The organism is Aliivibrio logei, assembly GCF_001691055.1.
GTDB lineage: Bacteria > Pseudomonadota > Gammaproteobacteria > Enterobacterales > Vibrionaceae > Aliivibrio > Aliivibrio salmonicida.
This window is the reverse complement of record NZ_MAJU01000012.1, coordinates 115,655-135,721: the sequence shown is the minus strand read 5'-3', so window position 1 is coordinate 135,721 and position 20,067 is coordinate 115,655. Positions and strand designations below refer to the sequence as shown.

The following is a 20,067-nucleotide window of genomic DNA, read 5'->3' as shown; positions in this document are numbered from 1 at the left end:
ATTTTTTATGATTTACTCCCCCTCCTTCTTCATTAATAAGTTTTGGTTATGAGCAAGATAAACACTCGTGATTAGTGATGCATACAATTATTTCTTATTATAGCTCTATCAAAACAATTAAAGATAAAACAAAGCACGGATGCTTTTTAAAAAATTATGAGAGAGTATCCAAGATGAAAAAAACACACCGAGTCCTTGCTATCGCAACTTTATTCAGTGCAAATACATTTGCTAATAACATCCATATATCACCAGAAATTAAGATTGGTCCTTATGGTGGTTTTGGTATTCAAGCAGGTGTGACTGATGCACTTGGTTTCGATGCTGCCTATGTAAGTTATGGTCGCACGGTTTATAGCAGTTCAATGTATGACGAAGCCATAGATTCATATCGTTTTGGTGTTCAACAGATGTTTGGTTCAGCAAAAATACACGGTGTGCAATTTGAAGTCGGAGTTGCTAACTATGATGGTAAAAAAACCAAAAGTGGAGATACAACAAAAGAAAGTACATTAGGTTCAAGCCTTGGCGCGGCTTATGTTTTCCAAGCAACTGAGCAAGTAGGCTTAAGAGCTGGTATTGATCTTAACTATTTCCCAATGAGTGATACTTATATTCCTTATGATTTATCGACTAACTTTAATATTGGTATGACATTTACTTTTTAATACCAACCACATATTAATTAAACAGATACAAAAATGGCGCTGCTTTGTAATAAAGCAGCGCCATTTTTATTTAATTTTTTAAATCAACTTACATCGCAAAGTTTACGAATGGAAAGCAAGGTAGGAAACCGTTTTCCGCACAGTTGATAAGACCGATCTGAACACCTTTAATGTCAGATGTCATATTAAATAAACCAACTTGAACATGTGAATCATTTGAAAGGTTTGCAACACCAACATCAACCATTGTGTAACCTTCTGAGTAGTTTACTGCAGAAAGGTTAGCACCAGTCACATCGTTCGTAATGTTAACAAAACCTAGGTTAGCACCAACATCTTCGCCTTTATGCCAATTGAATAAGCCAAAAGATGCCCCAGTCATGTTGCCATTAACTTTGTTTGCACCAATAAACAGAGGGAAGTTTACACCAGTTAAATTATCACTTTCAGACATACCTAATGCGAAATCGACACCAGTTACATCACCCGTTTTGCCATGTAAAGCGGCAAGGCGAACACCTTTAACTTCACTTGCTGCAGGGGCATTAAAGCCATTTAATGATGAGAACATCACAGGCGTACTATCAGCCATTACTGCTGATGACATTAACGATAATGCAGCACACGTACCAACTAAAACTTTATTCATAATATTTCCCTTCATTATTTTAGGATTACTAAGATCTATTTATTCGATTTATATGTATCATGCATCGCATAAAGTTTATGCAATAGTTCATAATATACTCTGTTCGAATGATAAATAAAGGTTCTCATTCAAAATATCTATTGGATTATTATATTTAAGTCAATCACTTAATTTATAACATCATCAATATTTTGATTGCCGATATGACGAACATCTTTACCTTTTACAAAGTAAATAATGTATTCACAAATATTCTGACAACGATCGCCAACTCGTTCAATTGCTCTTGCAGCCCACATCACTTTCATGACACTTGGAATCGAACTTGGGTCTTCCATCATATATTTAATTAATTGACGTATTACGGCTTCATATTCTTCATCAATTTTATCATCAAACTTGTACGCTTCTGTTGCGGCTTTTACATCCATACGAGCATATGCATCAAGTACCGAGTGCATCATTTTGACTGATTGTCGACCAAGAGCTTCGAGTGATACTAATAATGAATGCTGTTTATTCGTAAAATTTTCTAATGAGACTTTGGCTATTTGAGAGGCCACATCGCCAATACGCTCAAGATCAGTGATGGTTTTAATAATTGCCATGACCAAACGCAAGTCACTCGCGGTAGGTTGGCGCTTAGCTATAATTCTAGTACAAGCTTCATCAATCGCCACTTCCATGGCATTCACTTTGTGATCTTCATGCATTACCCGCTTTGCCAGCTCGGCATCGTGATTATGCAACGCTTCAAGTGCGTAGATAAGCTGTTGCTCTACCATTCCCCCCATGGTTAATACATGGGTTCTAATGGCTTCAAGCTCGGTGTTAAATTGGCCTGAAATATGTCGACCAAGTTGCATGGAATGTCCTTATTAAGGTAAGTAAATCGAAACGTTTAGCCGTAACGACCTGTAATGTAATCTTCAGTTTGTTTGTGTTTTGGAGAGGTGAAAATTGTATTCGCATTACCATATTCAACCAATTTACCTTGGTTAATAAAAGCGGTGTGATCACTAACTCTAGCCGCTTGTTGCATGTTATGCGTTACAATAACTACCGTATATTTACTTTTCAATTCGTAAATAAGCTCTTCAATCGTCAAAGTTGAAATAGGATCCAATGCTGACGTTGGTTCATCTAATAACAAAACTTCAGGTTCAATAGCAATCGCTCTGGCAATAACTAAACGCTGTTGTTGACCACCGGATAATCCAAATGCATTCTCATGCAAACGATGTTTTACTTCGTCCCATAATGCAGCAGCTTTTAAGGCTTCTTCTACCGCTTCATCTAATACTCGCGCTTCTTTAATCCCTTGTAAACGTAAACCATAAACTACGTTCTCATAAATAGACTTAGGAAACGGATTTGGCCGTTGAAACACCATTCCAACACGACGACGTAACGATGGGATGTCAGTATTTGGTTGATAAATATCATCACCAAACAATTTAATTGAGCCACTAATCTTACAATTATCGACTAAATCATTCATTCGATTAATGCAGCGTAACAGAGTTGATTTACCACAACCTGATGGACCAATAAATGCCGTTACTTGGCCTTTTGGTATACGCATATCAATATTTGAAAGCGCCGATGCTTTGTCGTAAGACAAACTCAGATTATTGATCTCTATCGCTGTACTTTCATCAGCTAAATCATTGACATCCATTGATGATAAAAAAGACAGATCTGGTGATAATGAATACATATAACTACAACTCCAACGTTCTGTATTTTTCTCGTAAATTATTACGAATCGCGATAGCGGTTAAGTTCAAACCAATAATCACAGTCACTAATAAAAAGGCCGTGGCATACACAATTGGTCGAGCAGCTTCTACATTTGGGCTTTGAAAACCAACGTCATAAATATGATAGCCAAGGTGCATGAATTTTCGGTCTAAATGCAAATAAGGCGCAACGCTATCAATCGGCAATGATGGTGCAAGCTTTACCACCCCGACCAACATTAATGGGGCAACCTCTCCTGCTGCTCTTGCTACTGCTAGAATTAATCCCGTCATTATCGCAGGACTGGCCATCGGTAACACAATTTTCCATAAGGTTTCAAATTGAGTTGCCCCAAGCGCTAACGAACCATGACGAACTGAATTAGGGATACGACTTAAGCCCTCTTCTGTAGCAACAATAACAACGGGCAAGGTGAGAATCGCCAACGTAAGAGCTGACCATAATAGACCAGGAGTACCAAACGTTGGTGTAGGTAATTGGTTTGAATAAAATAATTGGTCAATCGTTCCACCAACAACATAAACAAAAAATCCCAACCCAAAAACACCATAAACAATAGAAGGAACACCGGCTAAATTGATAACGGCAATCCGAACTAATCGAGTTAATATATTTGGCTTTGCATACTCATGTAAATAAATAGCGGCGATCACCCCTAATGGCATCACGATAATTGACATCAATAGCACCAGCAAAATGGTACCAAAAATGGCAGGAAATACACCGCCTTCAGAATTCGCTTCACGTGGAGGCTCAGATAAAAAGTCATATAATGTATTTACCCAATGAGAAAGCTGTTCACTTAAGGTCATTGCGTTTGGGTACCAAATATTAACGACATTATCGCTGCTTAATAAATAAGATTTATTTTGGCTGTCTTTTAACACTAAATAACTTTGAGTTAGCTGATTTGAAATCGACGTTAGCTCTTCCGTTAACGTTTTCTCTTTTTGTGTAAATTCATTATTCGACAAATTTAACGCAGGAAGATCGTCCAATAATTTATATAACTTGTGTTGTTCTTGCTCTAATAAATCTATTTTTGCTTTTTCACTTTTCACCCAAGATTCGACTTGTTGGCGAGTCAGTTCTAAACCACTTGAGGCCTTAATTATTGTCCCAAAAAACTTACCGTGCTGAACTCTATCGACCACTACTAAGTCTTTTGGTTTGCTCACCGATGCTATTTGGTCTCTGTCTAAGCTAATAAAGTCAAAGCCATTGACGTCTCTGTTGCCGACTTTAATCACTAAACGTTCTTTTTTCTCCGTATTATTGCTGTGGATTTTTTGCACGTCATAAAGTTGCCCAATAACAACATTACCTTCTACCGTTTTCCATTCTTGCAAAGACGTAGGCCAAAAATAAGATAACCCTTTCCAACCGATAAGCAATAAGATCCCAAGCACGGTGATCATACTGATGCTTACTGAGCCAGCCGTTAACCATATCCAAGGTGATCCTGATTTAATCCAATGCTTTATTTTCATTTAAATCAGCCTACAAACTACGGTACTTTTCGCGTAACCCTTGGCGAACCCACTCCGCCAACGAGTTCACAAAGAAAGTGAAAACAAATAATAAAAAGGCCGCTAAAAAGAGCATTCTAAAGTGTGTACTTCCCATTTCAGATTCAGGCATTTCAATCGCAATATTCGCAGCCAATGTTCTCATGCCCTCTAGAATGTTTCCGTCCATGATTGGTGTGTTACCTGTCGCCATTAATACGATCATCGTTTCACCTACGGCACGCCCTAATCCCATCATCACGGCAGAAAATATACCCGGGCTTGCGGTTAATAACACCACTTTAGTTAACGTTTGCCATTGAGTAGCACCCAGTGCTAATGACCCTTCGGATAAATGCTTAGGAACAGAGAAGATCGCGTCTTCTGCAATGGTATAAATAGTAGGAATAATAGCCGCTCCCATGGCTAAACCAACGACCAATGCATTACGTTGATCGTAACCTAGCCCTTTATCACCAAGGTAATTTCTTAAATCCCCGGCAAAAAACCACCCTTCAATAACATAACCATAGTTAAATGTAAGATAACCGACACCAATCAGAGCAGGGATCAATAAAATGGCATGCTGACCACGAGGCAGCCTTCTCATTATATGAGCAGGTAAAATATGCCAGATAAAGGCAATAATCACCATGCTTAAGGGAAAAAGTATAAATAGGCTAAATACGGCGGTTAAGTTATTTTCGATGATAGGTGCTAGCCAAATTCCCGCGAGCAAACCAATAATAACCGTTGGTAAAGCCTCCATAATTTCAATGGTAGGTTTAACATAACGACGTACATTCGCTGACATAAAATACGCAGTATAAATTGCGCTACCAATTGCAATAGGACCCGCAAATATCAACGCATAAAATGCGGCTTTTAACGTACCAAAAGCCAGTGGCATTAAACTGAATTTAGATTCAAAATCATCATTAGCTGCGGTTGATTGCCAAGTATACGTTGGCTCAGGATATCCTTCGTACCACATTTTCCCAAACAATGATTGTACGCTCACTTCAGGATGAGGGTTGGTCACACTAAAGCATTCCCATCCCTTGTCCGTTAAAACAATTAATTTCTCGGCGTTCGGTGGTTGAGTAACAGCGAGTACTTTATTATTAAACAGATGTTGGCTGAATAATGTTTTTTCTGTCGTCGTATGAATAATGGATAACTGACCTTCAGTATCAATCACGCTCACCCCTTTTCGGTAAACTTCAGGGGCTAATTGAGCTATTGGGGCATCAAACGAGAACGAACGAATAGACGTTAATGAGCGTTTTTCATTATTAATCGTATCAAACCATTGAGACACGCTACCATCGGAAAACTGGATTAATACCGAGTTTGCCCCTGCTAACAATGTTAATTTTTGCGCGACGCCATTAAGAGTAATCCTCTCTCGCAATTCTGCGTTATGATTTTTTAATGTCCATACTTGGAGTTCATGCTCAAACAATAAATAAATGAAATCGTTATTTGGTGTAATGACCATAGAAAGCAATCCTTTGGTACTGCCCATCGCTTTAAATTCAATCGCTTGTGCTTTCCAAATAGTTTCCCCTGTCATTTTATTTACAGAACCATCTAGCTCCACACCCAAAAATCGTTCATCTTGAGTTTTGGCTAAAATAACACCTTCAATGGGGGTTAAACTTAACGCTAATTGTGTCAGTGGTTGTTTTTTATCATCCACTTGAATTGATGGAAAAGGCGTAAACTTCTCAACAAAGGGGATAAGTTGTCGCTTACCATTTTTATAGTTGGTCTGAAAACCTATCTGAGAAAATGTCACTTTCCCTTTATCGTCACCAAAAGCAAACCAATCTTGGCTTTCGATAGTGGCCGTAAATGTGGTTGGATGTTCAACAATTTGTTGTTCGCTAACAAATTCGTTATTGGTTAAATCAATAAATTGCACCTTACCACTGTCATCAATACGATAAACCATTTTACCTTGTTCATCAGAGCCAATCGCTAACGTCGCATTCGAGTATTGAGCAGCATATTGATGAGACGGTTCAACAGAGACCGGCGTAAAAATGGGGGCAATAACAGCAAGTAAATAAAAACAGATAAGCATAAGTGCCGCAATGATCCCTACGCCACTGGATTTCACCCAAACACGTATAATCAGATCAACAATACGACGTTGTTTATCTCTAGTGATCTGATTAGGTTTGGCGTATGCCATGATGGGTTAACCTCTATTTTCTTATTGATATTAACAAATATGGGTGACAACTGAATGACAATAAACGCTCATCATTCCTGATTCTTTAATTTACTTAATGTAAGTCCAACTTCGATAATTCTTGCAAAACAAACCGTTCAGAAAGCGCAATATATCCGTCTTGTTCTACTCTTAGTTGCCCTTCTTCTGAAAGCATATAACGAATAAATTCAGCATCAAGTTTCGGTAATTTAGCCGTAGGCGGCTTATTTATGTATAAATATAAAAATCGAGCTAACGGATATTGACCATTAATAATATTATCGGTCGTAGGATTAATATAATCGGTTCCATCTCGACTGATTGGTATCAATTTAACGCCAGACATTTTATATCCCACCCCAGAATAACCAATGCCATTCAGTGAGGCTGAAACCCCTTGAACCACAGACGCAGAACCGGGTTGTTCGTTAACATTAACCTTGAAATCGCCATCACATAAGGCGTTATTTTTAAAATAACCGTAAGTGCCTGATACTGAGTTTCGACCAAACAATTGAATTCTATGTTTTGCCCAACTTGTTGTTAATCCAAGATCTTGCCAACGATTAATCGGTTTTACGGCTCCGCAACGTAACGTAGCTGAAAAAATGGCGTCGAGTTGGGTAAAATTAAGTCCTTGAATTGGGTTATCTTGGTGAACAAAAATTCCGAGAGCATCAATAGCGACTCGGATTTCAGTGGGAGGATAACCAAATTGTCTTTCAAAAGCCGCTTTTTCACTTTGCCGCATTTTTCTGCTCATAGGACCAAATTGTGCGGTGCTTTCGATTAAGGCTGGCGGTGCAGTAGATGAGCCAGATGCTTGAATTTGAATATTAACGCGAGGGTAAATACGTTGAAAATCTTCTGCCCATAATGTCATCATGTTCGCTAAAGTATCAGATCCTATCGACGATAAATTCCCCGAGACACCTGATACTCTCTCGTAATGAGCCAATTTCCCATCATAAGCCATACCATTATTAATAACGCATAGCCAAAGCAGTGCCACAGGGGTGAATACCTGATACCACTTACGCTTCGTGCTATAAAATCCGTTCATTATTCTCTACTTTAGAATGAGTTTTTTCGGTAATACAAACGAGAAAGTGCTCCCTTTACCCAGCTTGCTTTGTATTTCTAATTGCGAATCATGATGGCTAAGCGCATGTTTTACAATAGCTAATCCTAAACCACTGCCACCAGTTTCTCTTGAGCGTGCTTTATCTACTCGATAAAAACGCTCTGTTAAACGATGAATATGTTGTGCTTCAATCCCTTGTCCGCTGTCTGTAACTTTAAGTTTCGCTCCCGCAGAAGAAAGACGCCAATCAATGACGATATTTGCACCATCGGTTGTATGCTTAACCGCGTTGTATACCAAATTAGAAATCGCGCTTCGTAATTGATCTTCATCGCCTTGAACTTTAAGCAAGCGATCAATATTAAACGTAATGTTATGGTTTCTATCACCACTTAACGCCTGTGCTTCTTTCTCTAAAATATCAAGCATTGCCGGTACATCAACTTCATCTTCTAGCATCGATGTTGCGGCGGCTTCAATTTTAGAAAGCGTTAATAATTGCTCAACCAACCCTTCCATCCGAGTTAATTGTTCAGTCATGACTCCATGCGCTCTATTCCACATAGGGCCAACAAGCATGTCTGGATCTTCTGACATTTCTAAATAACCACGAAGCACCGTCATTGGTGTACGTAGCTCATGCGATACATTGGCAAAGAAATTACGGCGCATGCCTTCGAGTTGCTTGATTTGAGTAACATCACGTACCACCATCAAGTACTCACCTTCGCTGTAAGGTGCGATACGTATTTCTAACGTTTTATCTGAATTAATTGGCGATGGCATATCCAATGGAATATCAAATTGCTGCGCTAATAAATACTGAACAAAATCAGGGGGTCTAATTAAATTCGTTATCGGATGACCTGAATCTTCAGGCCAACGAAAACCCAATAGCGATTGCGCTAAAGAATTACACCACACAATGTTACCTTCATGACGAAATACCACCACGGCATCAGGCAATGCTTCTGCCCCTTGTCGAAATCGTCGAATTAAAACAGATAACTCTTTACGGCGTTTTTTATGACGCTTTTGTAAACGATAAGTTTCATCAAAAATAGGCTCCCAACTGCCAGAAGCAGAGGGTGGGGTCGCTTTTCGTCCTTCATGTAACCAACGAGACATTTTAATTTGATTGTGCAAATGCCAAATCAATAAAATAAACGACGCGAGAAACAACAATGGCCATAAGGCATCAAATAAGTACCCTACAATAATCCAAGGGACATAGAAAAAAGCCAATTCTCCAACTAGCTTTTTCCATGACAGACGCTCAACCATTTAGCCTACCTTTACCTTAATTATTGACGGTTATGCGCATTGCACAGAAAAACGGTAGCCAGCACCACGAACCGTTTGAACCAAACGATCATGCCCTTCTGCTTCTAGCGCTTTACGAAGACGACGAATATGAACATCAACAGTGCGATCTTCAACATAAACGTTAGTGCCCCATACATTATTCAATAACTGTTCACGGCTATATACACGTTCTTGATGCGTCATAAAGAAATGCAGCATTTTAAATTCTGTTGGTCCCATGTCTAACGGCTTATCATTTGCCGTCACTCGATGAGAAACCGGATCAAGTTTTAATCCTTGAACATCAATTAATTCTTCAACAGAAGTCGGTGAAACACGACGAATTACCGCTTTTAAACGCGCCATTAATTCTTTTGGTGAGAATGGTTTTGTTATGTAGTCATCCGCCCCCACTTCAAGGCCACGCACTTTATCTTCTTCTTCACCCCGAGCGGTTAACATCACAACAGGGATCTTTTTCGTAAATTCATCACGCTTAAGATGTTTGATTAAATTAATGCCAGAGCCACCAGGTAACATCCAATCCAACAAAATTAAATCTGGGTAGGGTTCGCAGAGTAAAGCAAGCGCAGTATCATAATCTTCCGCTTCAATTGGTTCGTATCCTTTCTGCTCTAATACAAAGCACAGCATCTCACGAATTGGCGCTTCATCTTCTACGACAAGTATCCTTCTAGACATTATCTTTACCTAATTTAACCAACAAAATTTATAACGCTATTATTAAAGGTAATTATGACACTTTTGTGACTATTGAAAAGAAAAGTTCATAATTTCATCATTGAATTTCAACCTTGTGGCCATTTCCTTAAAATCCCGAAAACTCTACAAGCATAATGCGTCAAAATCTCCTATCATAAGCGGACTTAAAAAAGACAGGAATTCAGCAGCATGATGTGGTTTAAAAATTGTTTAATTTATCGTTTTACTAAAGAGATTGATATCAATCCTGAGCAACTTGAAAAACAACTGAACGATTTCCGTTTCACACCTTGTGGCAGCCAAGATATGCAAAAATTTGGCTGGGTAACTGCAATGGGACGTCATGGCGATATGCTGACTCACGTAGCAAGCAACAACATTCTTATCTGTGTTAAGAAAGAAGAAAAAATGCTTCCGGCTTCTGTAATCAAAGAATCAATGAACGCAAAAATTGATGCGATGGAACTTGAACAAGGTCGTCCTCTTAAGAAAAAAGAGAAAGACTCAATCAAAGATGACATCGTGATTGATTTACTGCCTCGTGCATTCAGCAAGCACCAACAAACGTATGCGTTAATTCTTCCTGAATCTGGTTTTATTATTGTTGATGCTGGCAGCTACAAAAAAGCAGAAGATTTATTAGCATTACTGCGTAAATCTATTGGCAGCTTACCTGTTGTTCCCCTAACGGCCACTCAACCGATTGAGAATGCATTAACCGAATGGGTTAAAACAGGCGTCACTCCTCAAGGTTTTGAGATGGGTGAAGAAGCAGAATTAAAAGCGATTTTAGAAGACGGCGGCGTGATCCGTTGTAAACAACAAGAATTAGTGTGTGATGAAATTCACGCTCATATTGATGCTAACAAAGTTGTGACTAAATTAGCGCTAACATGGCAAGACCGTTTAGAGTTTATCCTTGCGGATGATTTATCGCTAAAACGCCTTAAATTCAGCGATGATGTAAAAGATCAAAACGAAGATATTGGTTTTGAAGATAAAGCCGCTCGTTTTGATGCTGATTTCTCTCTAATGAGTTCAGAGCTTGACGCTCTACTGCCTGACCTTTTCAAAGCACTTGGTGGCATTGAAGAGAAAGAGTAACTTTAGAATAAAAAAGGGTGGTTTGACATCATAATCAAGCCACCTTTTTCTCCTCGATACTCATGCCTATCATCATTCATGAGAAAGGGCAGAATAAATCCAATCAGGAATAACCGCACAAGCAGCAATAGTAAATACAGCAAAAACTAATAAGCCATAATGACTTCGCAACGGTTTCGAAAATAACTGCTTTTGACCATCAATAAACACCTTCTGTTCAGCACTAATACTTCCCCAATAACGACTGACGAACACGCCTAAAACAAGAAAAACACACGTTCCAATCGGCGCATACCAAGGCCATGATATTTCCATCGACATTGTACCTAAAACAGAAAGAATACTCCCTAAGCTACCTACGATAACCCCCTTCTCGTTTGCCTTTTTAAAAAACAATCCAAGAACAAATGAACCGAGCCGGATACCAACAAAAATCGATGTGAAACCAGCAATGGCTTTTAACACCGATTCATTAGATACCGCAAATAATGCAGGGATAACAACAGAGATGGCCGCCAATAAGCTCATTCTTCGTGCAATTAATTCATAGTGAACCGACGATTCATTAGGTTTAAAAAAACGCTTATACAGATCAAACGTAGCGACCGTTGCCATCGAATTATAGGTCGAATCTAATGTCGACATCGCAGCCGCAGCCAACGCAGAAATAATAAGGCCGACAACAATAGGGTTTGTATGATTAAACACAAAATCCAAAATAACTTCATTGCTGTTTGTGAAATGTTGGTCTTGATAAAACACACTTAACAAAGCGCCAATAATGGCAAAGAATAAATACACAAAAAAAGCACCATACCCACAAAGTAACATGGATTTTTGAGCTGTCTTTTCACATTTTGTTGCCAACGTACGCTGAATAATCAGTTGATTCGTTCCATACACGCTTAAATGTAGAAAGCTCACGGCAATCACGCCTGCCCATAATGTTGTGTCTACCCCAAAATTAAACTCAAGATTAATAATATTAAGATGTTCGCGAGACACTACGCTCGGCGTATTAATTTCTATCAATAGAAATACAAAAATACAAAGACTGCCCACAAGTAAAACGGCAGACTGCAATACATCAGTCCAAATAACCGTAGAGATGCCACCGAAATACGTATACACCGCCGTAAATACACTCATCGCGATGATTGCTTCCGAAATATTAATCGGCAAAACTTGCACCAAAATCAACGCGACCGCATAAAGAACAATCCCTGATGAGATACATTGAACTAAAATGAACACCATTGAATTGATGGTTCGAGCATACACACCAAAACGAAGCTCTAAATATTCATAGATCGACGTTAATCCAAGTTTATAAAACACAGGAACAAAAAAAATCACCGTAAAAAAGATAACAATGGGATAGTTAAGATGAATACTCATCACTTCCATTCCAGAGCTATAAACCCACCCGGGCATGCCCACAAATGTCATTGTACTAATGTAAGTTGCCAGTATCGAAACACCCGCGGTAAACCAGCCAAACTGCTTCCCCCCAGTGGAGAAGTCCCCTGCTTTACTATGGCGTTTATTCACAAAATAACTGATGAACATGGTCGAAAACACATAGATCGCCACCACCACAAAACTTGAATACGTAACCATTTATAATTATTCCTGTCTTCCTGAGAAAATGATCAGCACCAATATTACTTAAAATTCATCCAGTTTAATCAAACTACAATAACAAACGTGATAAAAATCACTAACAAGTGCTGAAAAAGCACACAGCGACGATAAGACATAGCCATAATGAGATCATGATCTCTAAAAAAGGAAAAATGGGTACGCACCCATTTCAAACTCGACTTGGATCACGATCTTTGATCTCTAAAAAAACTATGATTCACCCTAAAAGTAAATCATCAAAACGCACCGTTCTATCAGTGCTGAAATAAAACTAACTAATGGATTAAATAAGGTTTGATAAAGATGACTACCAAAAAACACATGAGTGAAGTCCCAATAGCCCAAAGAATAGCAGCCTATTTAGCCATTCTTGTTGGCTATTTTTTCTACTGCTATAACTTTGTAATTATTGATTATGTTCGCCCTTATATCGTAGAGGCCTACGATGGTATTAGCCTTGCTGACACCGCACAATTCTATACTTGGCAATCAGTTGGGGCTCTTATTGGTGCGTTGAGTTGTGCTTGGGTTGCTTCCAACTTTGGTAAAAAATCGACATTAATCGTGATCACCGCTCTCAATGGTGGCGCAACAATTCTCAATATGATGTTTACCGATTACACCATGTGGGCACTAATGCGATTCATCATCGGTATTTCACTTGGTGGCTACTTCACTGTTGCGGTGAGTTTAATGATTGGCCTTTTCACACCAACGGTACGAGGAAAATTAACCGCATTCGCTTCTTCAATGTTCTCTGTCGCTCTAATGGTCATGGGCGCTTACGCGGCCTTCATTACCAGTATTGATGCTCCTTGGCAGAGCCTAATGTGGGTTGGTGGTATTCCTCCGTTAGTCGCTGCTACCATTATGATTTTTATTCTACCAAACGATAAAAAGATCATTGCTTATGGTGAAGAAAGCGAAAACGACGCAGCAAATAATGACACTCCAGTGAAAAAAGGGACCTGGGGCGAGATGCTAAGTAAGCCTTATCGCACAATAACCATTACTTGTTTATTACTGGCAGGCCTGAACTTTTATGGATATCAATTTTTTAGTGGCTTTGTAACAACTTACTTACGCGACGTTCGCCAATTTGACGGTGCAACCATTGGTATGATTTTCTCAATATCTGCATTTGGTTCATTATTTGGTGCTTGGATATGGGGAGCCGTCGCTGATAAATATGGCCGTAAAGTAAATGCTTTCGGCTTCATTCTTGCCGGAATTATGGTGTCAATTTTCTTTATTGCGCCAAGTGACGTCATGATTGGTAGTTTAAATATGCTCGCTCTATTAGGGCTTATATACAACTTTGGACTTTCTGCATCTGCCGTATGGGGAGGATATTTTTCTGAACTTTTTCCCGCTCATCTGCGCAGCTACGGTGCTGCACTCTTTCATGGAGGTCGTATTATCGGGATGTGGGCTCCAATGGTTCTTGTTTTCATTCAAGAGCGTTCAAGCCTTGAAACTGCAATGTGGGGGTCTCCAATCATCTGGATCCTAGCGGGTCTGCTGTGGTTATCACTACCTGAAACGTTGAAAGATGGCATTTTTGATAGAAATAAAAAGCGAAAAACAGCACAAGCCTAATTCAAAATAAGTTACTCACAATCAAAATAGGCGAGCTTCATTAAGCTCGCCAATATTAAGAGAGAAATAAAATGTCTAAATATCAAGAAGCAAAACGAATCGTTCGTGCATATTTTGATGCGATAGAAAACGCAACTCACGAAAATGTATCCGACATACTAAAAGAACACACTTCTGACGATTATTTATGGCGCAGTGTTTATCCATTTCGTGAACAAAAAGGGGCACAAGCTGCTGCAGATACTTTTTGGTCGCCGATACTAAAATCAATGACACGCATGCAACGTCGTCAAGATATCTTCATCGGTGGTAATAACGAAATTAATCCAGATGAAATTTGGGTAATGAGTATGGGCCACTTTATGGGTCTATTCGATGCTGAATTTTTAGGTATGCGCCCTACCGGAAAAATAATGAACGTTCGTTATGCTGAATTTAACTGCGTTCAAAATGGAAAAATAACGAAAACAGGTCTTTTCTTAGATCTTTTAGGCATGATGGACCAAGCTGGTTGCTATCCATTACCCCCTTCAACCGGTAAGCATTTTGTTTATCCTGGACCACGCAACCATGATGGTCTGTTGTTTAAAGATGCTGCACCAGAAGAAGGAATTGCAACGCTGGCATTGGTGAATAAAATGGTCGATGACCTTTCAGCCCTTAATGACAGTGGTGCAATGGGATGCCCTCCTGAAGTCTTAGCAAAAAGCTGGTCTAAAGATATGATTTGGTATGGTCCTTGTGGTATCGGTGCCTCTTACACCATCCCTCGCTACCAACAACAACATCAATTACCATTCCGTAATAACTTAAAAGATAAAAAATTCAATGGTCACGTCTGTCGCTTTGCTGAGGGGAATTTTTCGTGTTTCTTCGGATGGCCAAATCTATCAAATACGCCAACAGGTGGTTTCTTGGGTATGACTGGCGGTGAAGTGCGTGCTGATATGCAAGTCGTCGATGTGTATTACCGAGATAACGATAAACTGTCTGAAAACTGGGTATTAATCGATCTCCCTTATTGGCTAAAACAACAAGGCTTAGATGTTTTTGAACGAACTCAAACAATCATGAATCCTGAGCTGTAATATACCCAAAATAACGAATAATCTTTTAGATTATCGTAACCTTATCCGGTGTGTGCCTTGTCATAAATGAGGCACTTTCCCATCACCGTTTAGACGCTGAGTTTATGAATACCATTTTATTCTATGGTAGACTCTAAGCAACTTAATTGACTGATAATCAATAAAATATGACTCTTCCAAAATCAATGATAACGTCTAAAGATGTAGCAAAACTTGCCGGAGTTTCTCAATCTACGGTTTCTCGTGTTTTTATTCCTGGTAGCTCCGCATCAGAAAAAACAAAGCAAAAGGTATTTGAAGCAGCAAAAGCCCTAAACTACCGACCGAATGCATTTGCCCGCAGTTTAACGACCAATGAATCGAAACTTATTGGTTTAGTTTTTCCTGATGCCGACTATCCAATCCACATGAAAACACTGCAATTAATCTCTAATGAATTACAGAAAAAAGGATTTTCAGCCGTATTGATCCCATGGCAAATAGATGAAGATAAACAACATTCAATTCCTAATATCTTTCAGTACCGAGTTGATGGTGTCATTGCCGCTTCAGCAACGCTCAACAAATCGTTATACGAAGAATGTGAAGAATTCAATATTCCTATTATTCAATACGCCCGAGTAGTCGAAGGAACAAAAAGCAGTTATGTCATTAGTGATAACTACACCGCAGGTCAAATAGCCGCTCAACATTTCCATAAAAGTAATGTGAAATCGGCATTATATTTAACTGGTGAAGTACCTACATTTACTAACGATGAACGTAAATTTGGTTTTTGCACGACTTTCGAAGAATTAACTGGGAATAAAGCTCAAGTAGTCGAAGCAACTTATGATTATTCTGATTCAATCGATACTATTCGACAATTATTTTCCCAACCTCATCGACCTGAAGCTATCTTTTGCGCGACGGATAATTTAGCGATGGCAGTCATGGATGTGGCTCGTTTAGAGTGCGGCTTACGCATACCAAAAGATCTTCAAGTAATTGGATTCGATAATATTCCTCAAACCGAGTGGCTAAATTATCAACTCACGACCTTTAAACAAGATTTTCAACGTTTAGCACGTGAATCCGTTAAGATCATTGTAGATCAGATAGAAAACAAAAATACAAACCTAGTAAGATTAGTGATACCTGTCGCTTTTGTTGAACGAAAAACGACAATACAAAGTTAATTGAATCACATCAAAAAGAGATAAGGCCTTTATAAACACGAAAGATCATATCTCTAGCACTTCCCTTCCTTTCCATGTAAAATCCGGCCTCCTTCATATCCATGAGATATGACCTGACCTGAGATCAGAATACAACATTGGGAAGCAATCATGTTTAAACCAGAACTACTTTCGCCAGCTGGCAGCCTTAAAAATATGCGTTACGCGTTTGCTTACGGTGCTGATGCTGTCTATGCAGGCCAACCACGTTACAGCCTTCGTGTTCGTAACAACGAATTCAACCATGAAAACCTAGAGATCGGTATTAACGAAGCGCATGCGCAAGGTAAAAAACTGTATGTGGTATGTAATATCCAACCACATAACTCAAAGTTAAAAACCTTTATTCGTGATTTAACCCCTATCGTAGCAATGGGCCCTGATGCCTTAATCATGTCTGATCCTGGTTTAATCATGATGGTTCGTGAAGCTTTCCCTGAGGTTGTTATTCACCTATCAGTTCAAGCTAACGCAGTTAACTGGGCAACCGTGAAGTTCTGGTCAACTCAAGGTGTTGAGCGTGTGATCTTATCTCGTGAATTATCACTAGAAGAAATTGAAGAGATCCGTGAAAACTGTCCTGATACCGAATTAGAAATTTTTGTACACGGTGCATTATGCATGGCGTACTCTGGTCGATGCTTACTTTCTGGCTACATGAACAAGCGCGATCCAAACCAAGGCACATGTACAAATGCATGTCGTTGGGAATACAAAGCTGAAGAAGCAAAAGAAGACGAAAACGGTCAAATCGTTGAAGCTAATCCTACCGGTGTTGAGATTCAAGACGTGGAAGTTCAAGAAGAACGTCCTGACAATACATTAGGTTTAGGCAAACCAACTGACGAAGTGGTTCTTCTTTCTGAAGCACACCGCCCTGAAGAGAAAATGGCTGCATTTGAAGATGAGCATGGTACTTACATCATGAACTCTAAAGATCTTCGTGCTATCCAACACGTAGAGCGTCTAACCAAGATGGGCGTTCACTCGCTTAAAATCGAAGGTCGTACTAAGTCTTTCTATTACTGTGCGCGTACTGCTCAAGTATATCGCAAGGCGATTGATGATGCGGTTGCTGGTAAGCCATTTGATGAAAGCCTAATGGGGACACTAGAGAGCCTAGCTCACCGTGGTTACACAGAAGGTTTCTTACGTCGTCATACACATGATACATACCAAAACTACGATTACGGTTACTCTATCTCTGATTCTCAACAATTCGTTGGTGAATTTACGGGTAAACGTCGTGGTGATTTAGCGGAAGTTGATGTTAAAAACAAATTCCTAGTGGGCGACTCTGTTGAGATCATGACGCCACAAGGTAACTTAACCTTCACGCTAAAAGTGATGGAAAACCGTAAGAGTGAAGCCGTTGATTCAGCGAAAGGAAATGGCCACTTTGTGTTCATCCCTGTTCCTGCAAACGTAGATTTAGAATACGGTCTATTAATGCGTAACTTACACACGGGTGAAGACACTCGTAACCCACACGGTAAGTAAGTAATGGCGTTATTGATCAATAAAAAATGCATTAACTGTGATATGTGTGAGCCTGAGTGTCCAAACGAAGCGATCACCATGGGCGACAAGATCTACGAAATCAATCCCGATCTTTGTACTGAATGTAAGGGACACTACGAAGTCCCTACGTGTCAGTCAGTTTGCCCGATTAACAATTGCGTTATTTCTGATCCAAACAACATAGAAACGGATGATCAGCTATTAGAAAAATTTGTGAAACTTCAAGGTCTCGCCTAGTTTTTACTGCTCTTCTTGTTTCACTAAAAATGCCCAATGACCGTTAAATGTCATTGGGCATTTTTGTATCTTAACGGTGTGTTTCTTATTTCTTGATAAGTCCATACGGCTTACCAATAAATATGTTCGGTTCATTTTGAATAGTGGGAGCGGCATGTGGTGTCTGCCAATCGAGTAACATTATCGCCAATACATTCCGATGTTCACCATCCGTCAAATCTGTACCTTCAGTCGTTGATGGCACCATGTTTTTTTGGCGATTAATATCATCTTGAATGTGTTTTTGTGTTTTATAAACAACAGGATCATTCTCTAATCCGGCCAATAAAAACGTAATTCCAACCTCTGAAATAATATCTTCTTTCGAACGTTCTAAAATTATATCGATGTTATTTCTAAGATAATCGTATATCCATTGATGATCCGATTCTTTTAAAGGAAGTTGATAGTACTTTGAATCCGCCAACAGTATATGAGTTAAACCGTAAATTTTATTGCCAAATTGCTGTTGAGATAATCCGGCGTCTTTATCATCTGGATACGCTAATTTAAATGCCTCAATAAATTCATCAACCACATCTTGCTCGCCTAACTGGCGCAACCAATACACTTGATTAGCAAGTTGCGCTGCCCACGCCTTTATCATTGCTTCGTTCGTTGCGTACTTCTTAAAGTCATAATGACGAATGATTTCTCGCAGCTCTTTATCATTACGATGTTTTAAGCCATATTCATCCGCTCTTGCCATCGATCCTAAAAGATCAATACCAAGATATAGATACTCAGGCATCGTTTTCGTTGCTTGATAACGAAGGATACTGCGACTATCGCTCTCATCAATATAACTATTTAACCGCTTATTAGCGTAGGCTTCTATTTGTTTTTTTGTATGCACCTCAGTTGAAAACTGATTCAAACGACTGGCCACTCTCGCCATATCTGACCATATAGCGGATGAGTATTTCGGATCCATCGTTTGACGATACATACGCAATCCATAATGACCCGCTTTAAATGCTGGCAACGTATAGAGTTGGCTTTCATAAGTATGGCGAATAGAGGCGGCATCTTGCTCAAAACTGGGCGTTGTTCTCCCACCTTCCATAATTTCAGCTTGAGAAAGTGGCACAATAAAAAATGAAACCATGAATAGCAACGTTTTCAATCTACACGCAAACATATTATCTCCGCCAATTATTTTTCATGTCTTATAATTTCATAGGCATTATAAGTGCACCTATTTACATAATAATAACTTCAATTTAATGAACCGTCATGAGAAAGTCAGATGGACGTGATTTATTGACGAGAATAGAAGGCGGACAAGGTGTAAACTTCTCTGCCAGTTATTTTGCAACACCAATAATAATGCCTTTCTTACGAGGTGGTATATCTGAAGGTGATGTCGCCTTATATGATAAATCACTTACCGCAGGGGTTGGTTATTTTGGTTTACTGAATGACAAGAATACACTCGGTTTTGCGTTAAATTGGAGTGAGGTGAGCGAAGATTTGTCAGGTGAGTTTGGCGTTAAACAAACAGACCAAATTACATCAGAAATTTATTACAATATCGCAGTAAATGAATTTATTCAGATAACCCCTGATCTTCAATATATTAAAGATCCGGCATTTTCAAATGAAAGCAGTACATGGGTCATAGGCTTAAGAGCCAGAGTTATTATTTAATTTATACGTATAAAAAAGACAAAAAAAATAGCCATCACGCGTGATG

17 protein-coding genes and 1 pseudogene are annotated in these 20,067 nt (G+C 39.2%); 8 read left to right on the top strand and 10 right to left on the bottom strand.

What is annotated here, in order from left to right:
- Positions 1-173: 173 nt before the first annotated feature.
- Positions 174-668 carry a hypothetical protein gene (locus A6E04_RS12650; RefSeq protein WP_017021246.1) on the top strand — a complete coding sequence of 165 codons (495 nt, stop codon included), beginning with the start codon at positions 174-176 and terminating at the stop codon, positions 666-668.
- Between the two features lie 88 nt (positions 669-756).
- Here the strand turns inward: A6E04_RS12650 and A6E04_RS12645 are convergent, their stop codons facing one another.
- From A6E04_RS12645 to phoB, 8 genes are all read right to left on the bottom strand, one after another.
- Positions 757-1,317, bottom strand: a complete 561-nt coding sequence (locus A6E04_RS12645) for a VC2662 family protein (protein WP_026025368.1) — start codon at positions 1,315-1,317, stop codon at positions 757-759.
- A gap of 167 nt (positions 1,318-1,484) precedes the next feature.
- On the bottom strand, positions 1,485-2,183 hold the full coding sequence (gene phoU / locus A6E04_RS12640) for a phosphate signaling complex protein PhoU (RefSeq protein ID WP_017021247.1): 699 nt from the start codon (positions 2,181-2,183) through the stop codon (positions 1,485-1,487).
- Between the two features lie 35 nt (positions 2,184-2,218).
- On the bottom strand, positions 2,219-3,037 hold the full coding sequence (gene pstB / locus A6E04_RS12635; protein WP_012550936.1) for a phosphate ABC transporter ATP-binding protein PstB: 819 nt from the start codon (positions 3,035-3,037) through the stop codon (positions 2,219-2,221).
- 4 nt (positions 3,038-3,041) lie between these two features.
- Positions 3,042-4,571, bottom strand: coding sequence for a phosphate ABC transporter permease PstA (pstA, locus tag A6E04_RS12630; RefSeq protein ID WP_017021248.1), 1,530 nt, complete (start codon positions 4,569-4,571; stop codon positions 3,042-3,044).
- Positions 4,572-4,581: 10 nt separating this feature from the next.
- Positions 4,582-6,789 carry an ABC transporter permease subunit gene (locus tag A6E04_RS12625; RefSeq protein ID WP_065611574.1) on the bottom strand — a complete coding sequence of 736 codons (2,208 nt, stop codon included), beginning with the start codon at positions 6,787-6,789 and terminating at the stop codon, positions 4,582-4,584.
- 94 nt (positions 6,790-6,883) lie between these two features.
- A complete protein-coding gene (locus A6E04_RS12620) occupies positions 6,884-7,873 on the bottom strand; it encodes a PstS family phosphate ABC transporter substrate-binding protein (RefSeq protein ID WP_017021250.1) in 990 nt (329 codons plus the stop codon).
- Positions 7,874-7,879: 6 nt separating this feature from the next.
- Entirely contained in the window at positions 7,880-9,178 is a 1,299-nt protein-coding gene (gene phoR / locus A6E04_RS12615; protein WP_012550940.1) for a phosphate regulon sensor histidine kinase PhoR, read from the bottom strand.
- Positions 9,179-9,208: 30 nt separating this feature from the next.
- Positions 9,209-9,901: a phosphate regulon transcriptional regulator PhoB gene (gene phoB, locus A6E04_RS12610; RefSeq protein WP_012550941.1), complete on the bottom strand. Its 693-nt coding sequence runs from the start codon at positions 9,899-9,901 to the stop codon at positions 9,209-9,211.
- A gap of 213 nt (positions 9,902-10,114) precedes the next feature.
- Between phoB and rdgC the strand changes: the two genes are divergently transcribed.
- The gene (rdgC, locus tag A6E04_RS12605; protein ID WP_026025370.1) at positions 10,115-11,026 is read left to right on the top strand and encodes a recombination-associated protein RdgC; all 912 of its coding nucleotides are present in this window, start codon (positions 10,115-10,117) and stop codon (positions 11,024-11,026) included.
- A gap of 72 nt (positions 11,027-11,098) precedes the next feature.
- Here the strand turns inward: rdgC and A6E04_RS12600 are convergent, their stop codons facing one another.
- A complete protein-coding gene (locus A6E04_RS12600) occupies positions 11,099-12,646 on the bottom strand; it encodes a sodium:solute symporter family transporter (protein WP_017021251.1) in 1,548 nt (515 codons plus the stop codon).
- 327 nt (positions 12,647-12,973) lie between these two features.
- Between A6E04_RS12600 and A6E04_RS12595 the strand changes: the two genes are divergently transcribed.
- From A6E04_RS12595 to A6E04_RS12575, 5 genes are all read left to right on the top strand, one after another.
- Positions 12,974-14,269 carry an MFS transporter gene (locus A6E04_RS12595; protein ID WP_065611573.1) on the top strand — a complete coding sequence of 432 codons (1,296 nt, stop codon included), beginning with the start codon at positions 12,974-12,976 and terminating at the stop codon, positions 14,267-14,269.
- Positions 14,270-14,340: 71 nt separating this feature from the next.
- Positions 14,341-15,357 carry a nuclear transport factor 2-like protein gene (locus A6E04_RS12590; RefSeq protein ID WP_065611572.1) on the top strand — a complete coding sequence of 339 codons (1,017 nt, stop codon included), beginning with the start codon at positions 14,341-14,343 and terminating at the stop codon, positions 15,355-15,357.
- 167 nt (positions 15,358-15,524) lie between these two features.
- A complete protein-coding gene (locus tag A6E04_RS12585; RefSeq protein ID WP_065611571.1) occupies positions 15,525-16,535 on the top strand; it encodes a LacI family DNA-binding transcriptional regulator in 1,011 nt (336 codons plus the stop codon).
- A 150-nt stretch (positions 16,536-16,685) separates the two neighbouring features.
- Entirely contained in the window at positions 16,686-18,074 is a 1,389-nt protein-coding gene (gene trhP / locus A6E04_RS12580; protein WP_065611570.1) for a prephenate-dependent tRNA uridine(34) hydroxylase TrhP, read from the top strand.
- Between the two features lie 3 nt (positions 18,075-18,077).
- Positions 18,078-18,332 (top strand): YfhL family 4Fe-4S dicluster ferredoxin, encoded by a 255-nt coding sequence (locus A6E04_RS12575; RefSeq protein ID WP_012550947.1) that lies wholly within the window; start codon positions 18,078-18,080, stop codon positions 18,330-18,332.
- An 85-nt stretch (positions 18,333-18,417) separates the two neighbouring features.
- Here the strand turns inward: A6E04_RS12575 and A6E04_RS12570 are convergent, their stop codons facing one another.
- Positions 18,418-19,479, bottom strand: a complete 1,062-nt coding sequence (locus tag A6E04_RS12570; RefSeq protein ID WP_065611606.1) for a DUF3541 domain-containing protein — start codon at positions 19,477-19,479, stop codon at positions 18,418-18,420.
- Positions 19,480-19,619: 140 nt separating this feature from the next.
- On the opposite strand from A6E04_RS12570, the pseudogene A6E04_RS12565 reads away from it, so the two are divergent.
- Positions 19,620-20,021, top strand: a pseudogene (locus A6E04_RS12565) (carbohydrate porin); the annotation flags it as partial.
- Between the last annotated feature and the right edge of the window lie 46 nt (positions 20,022-20,067).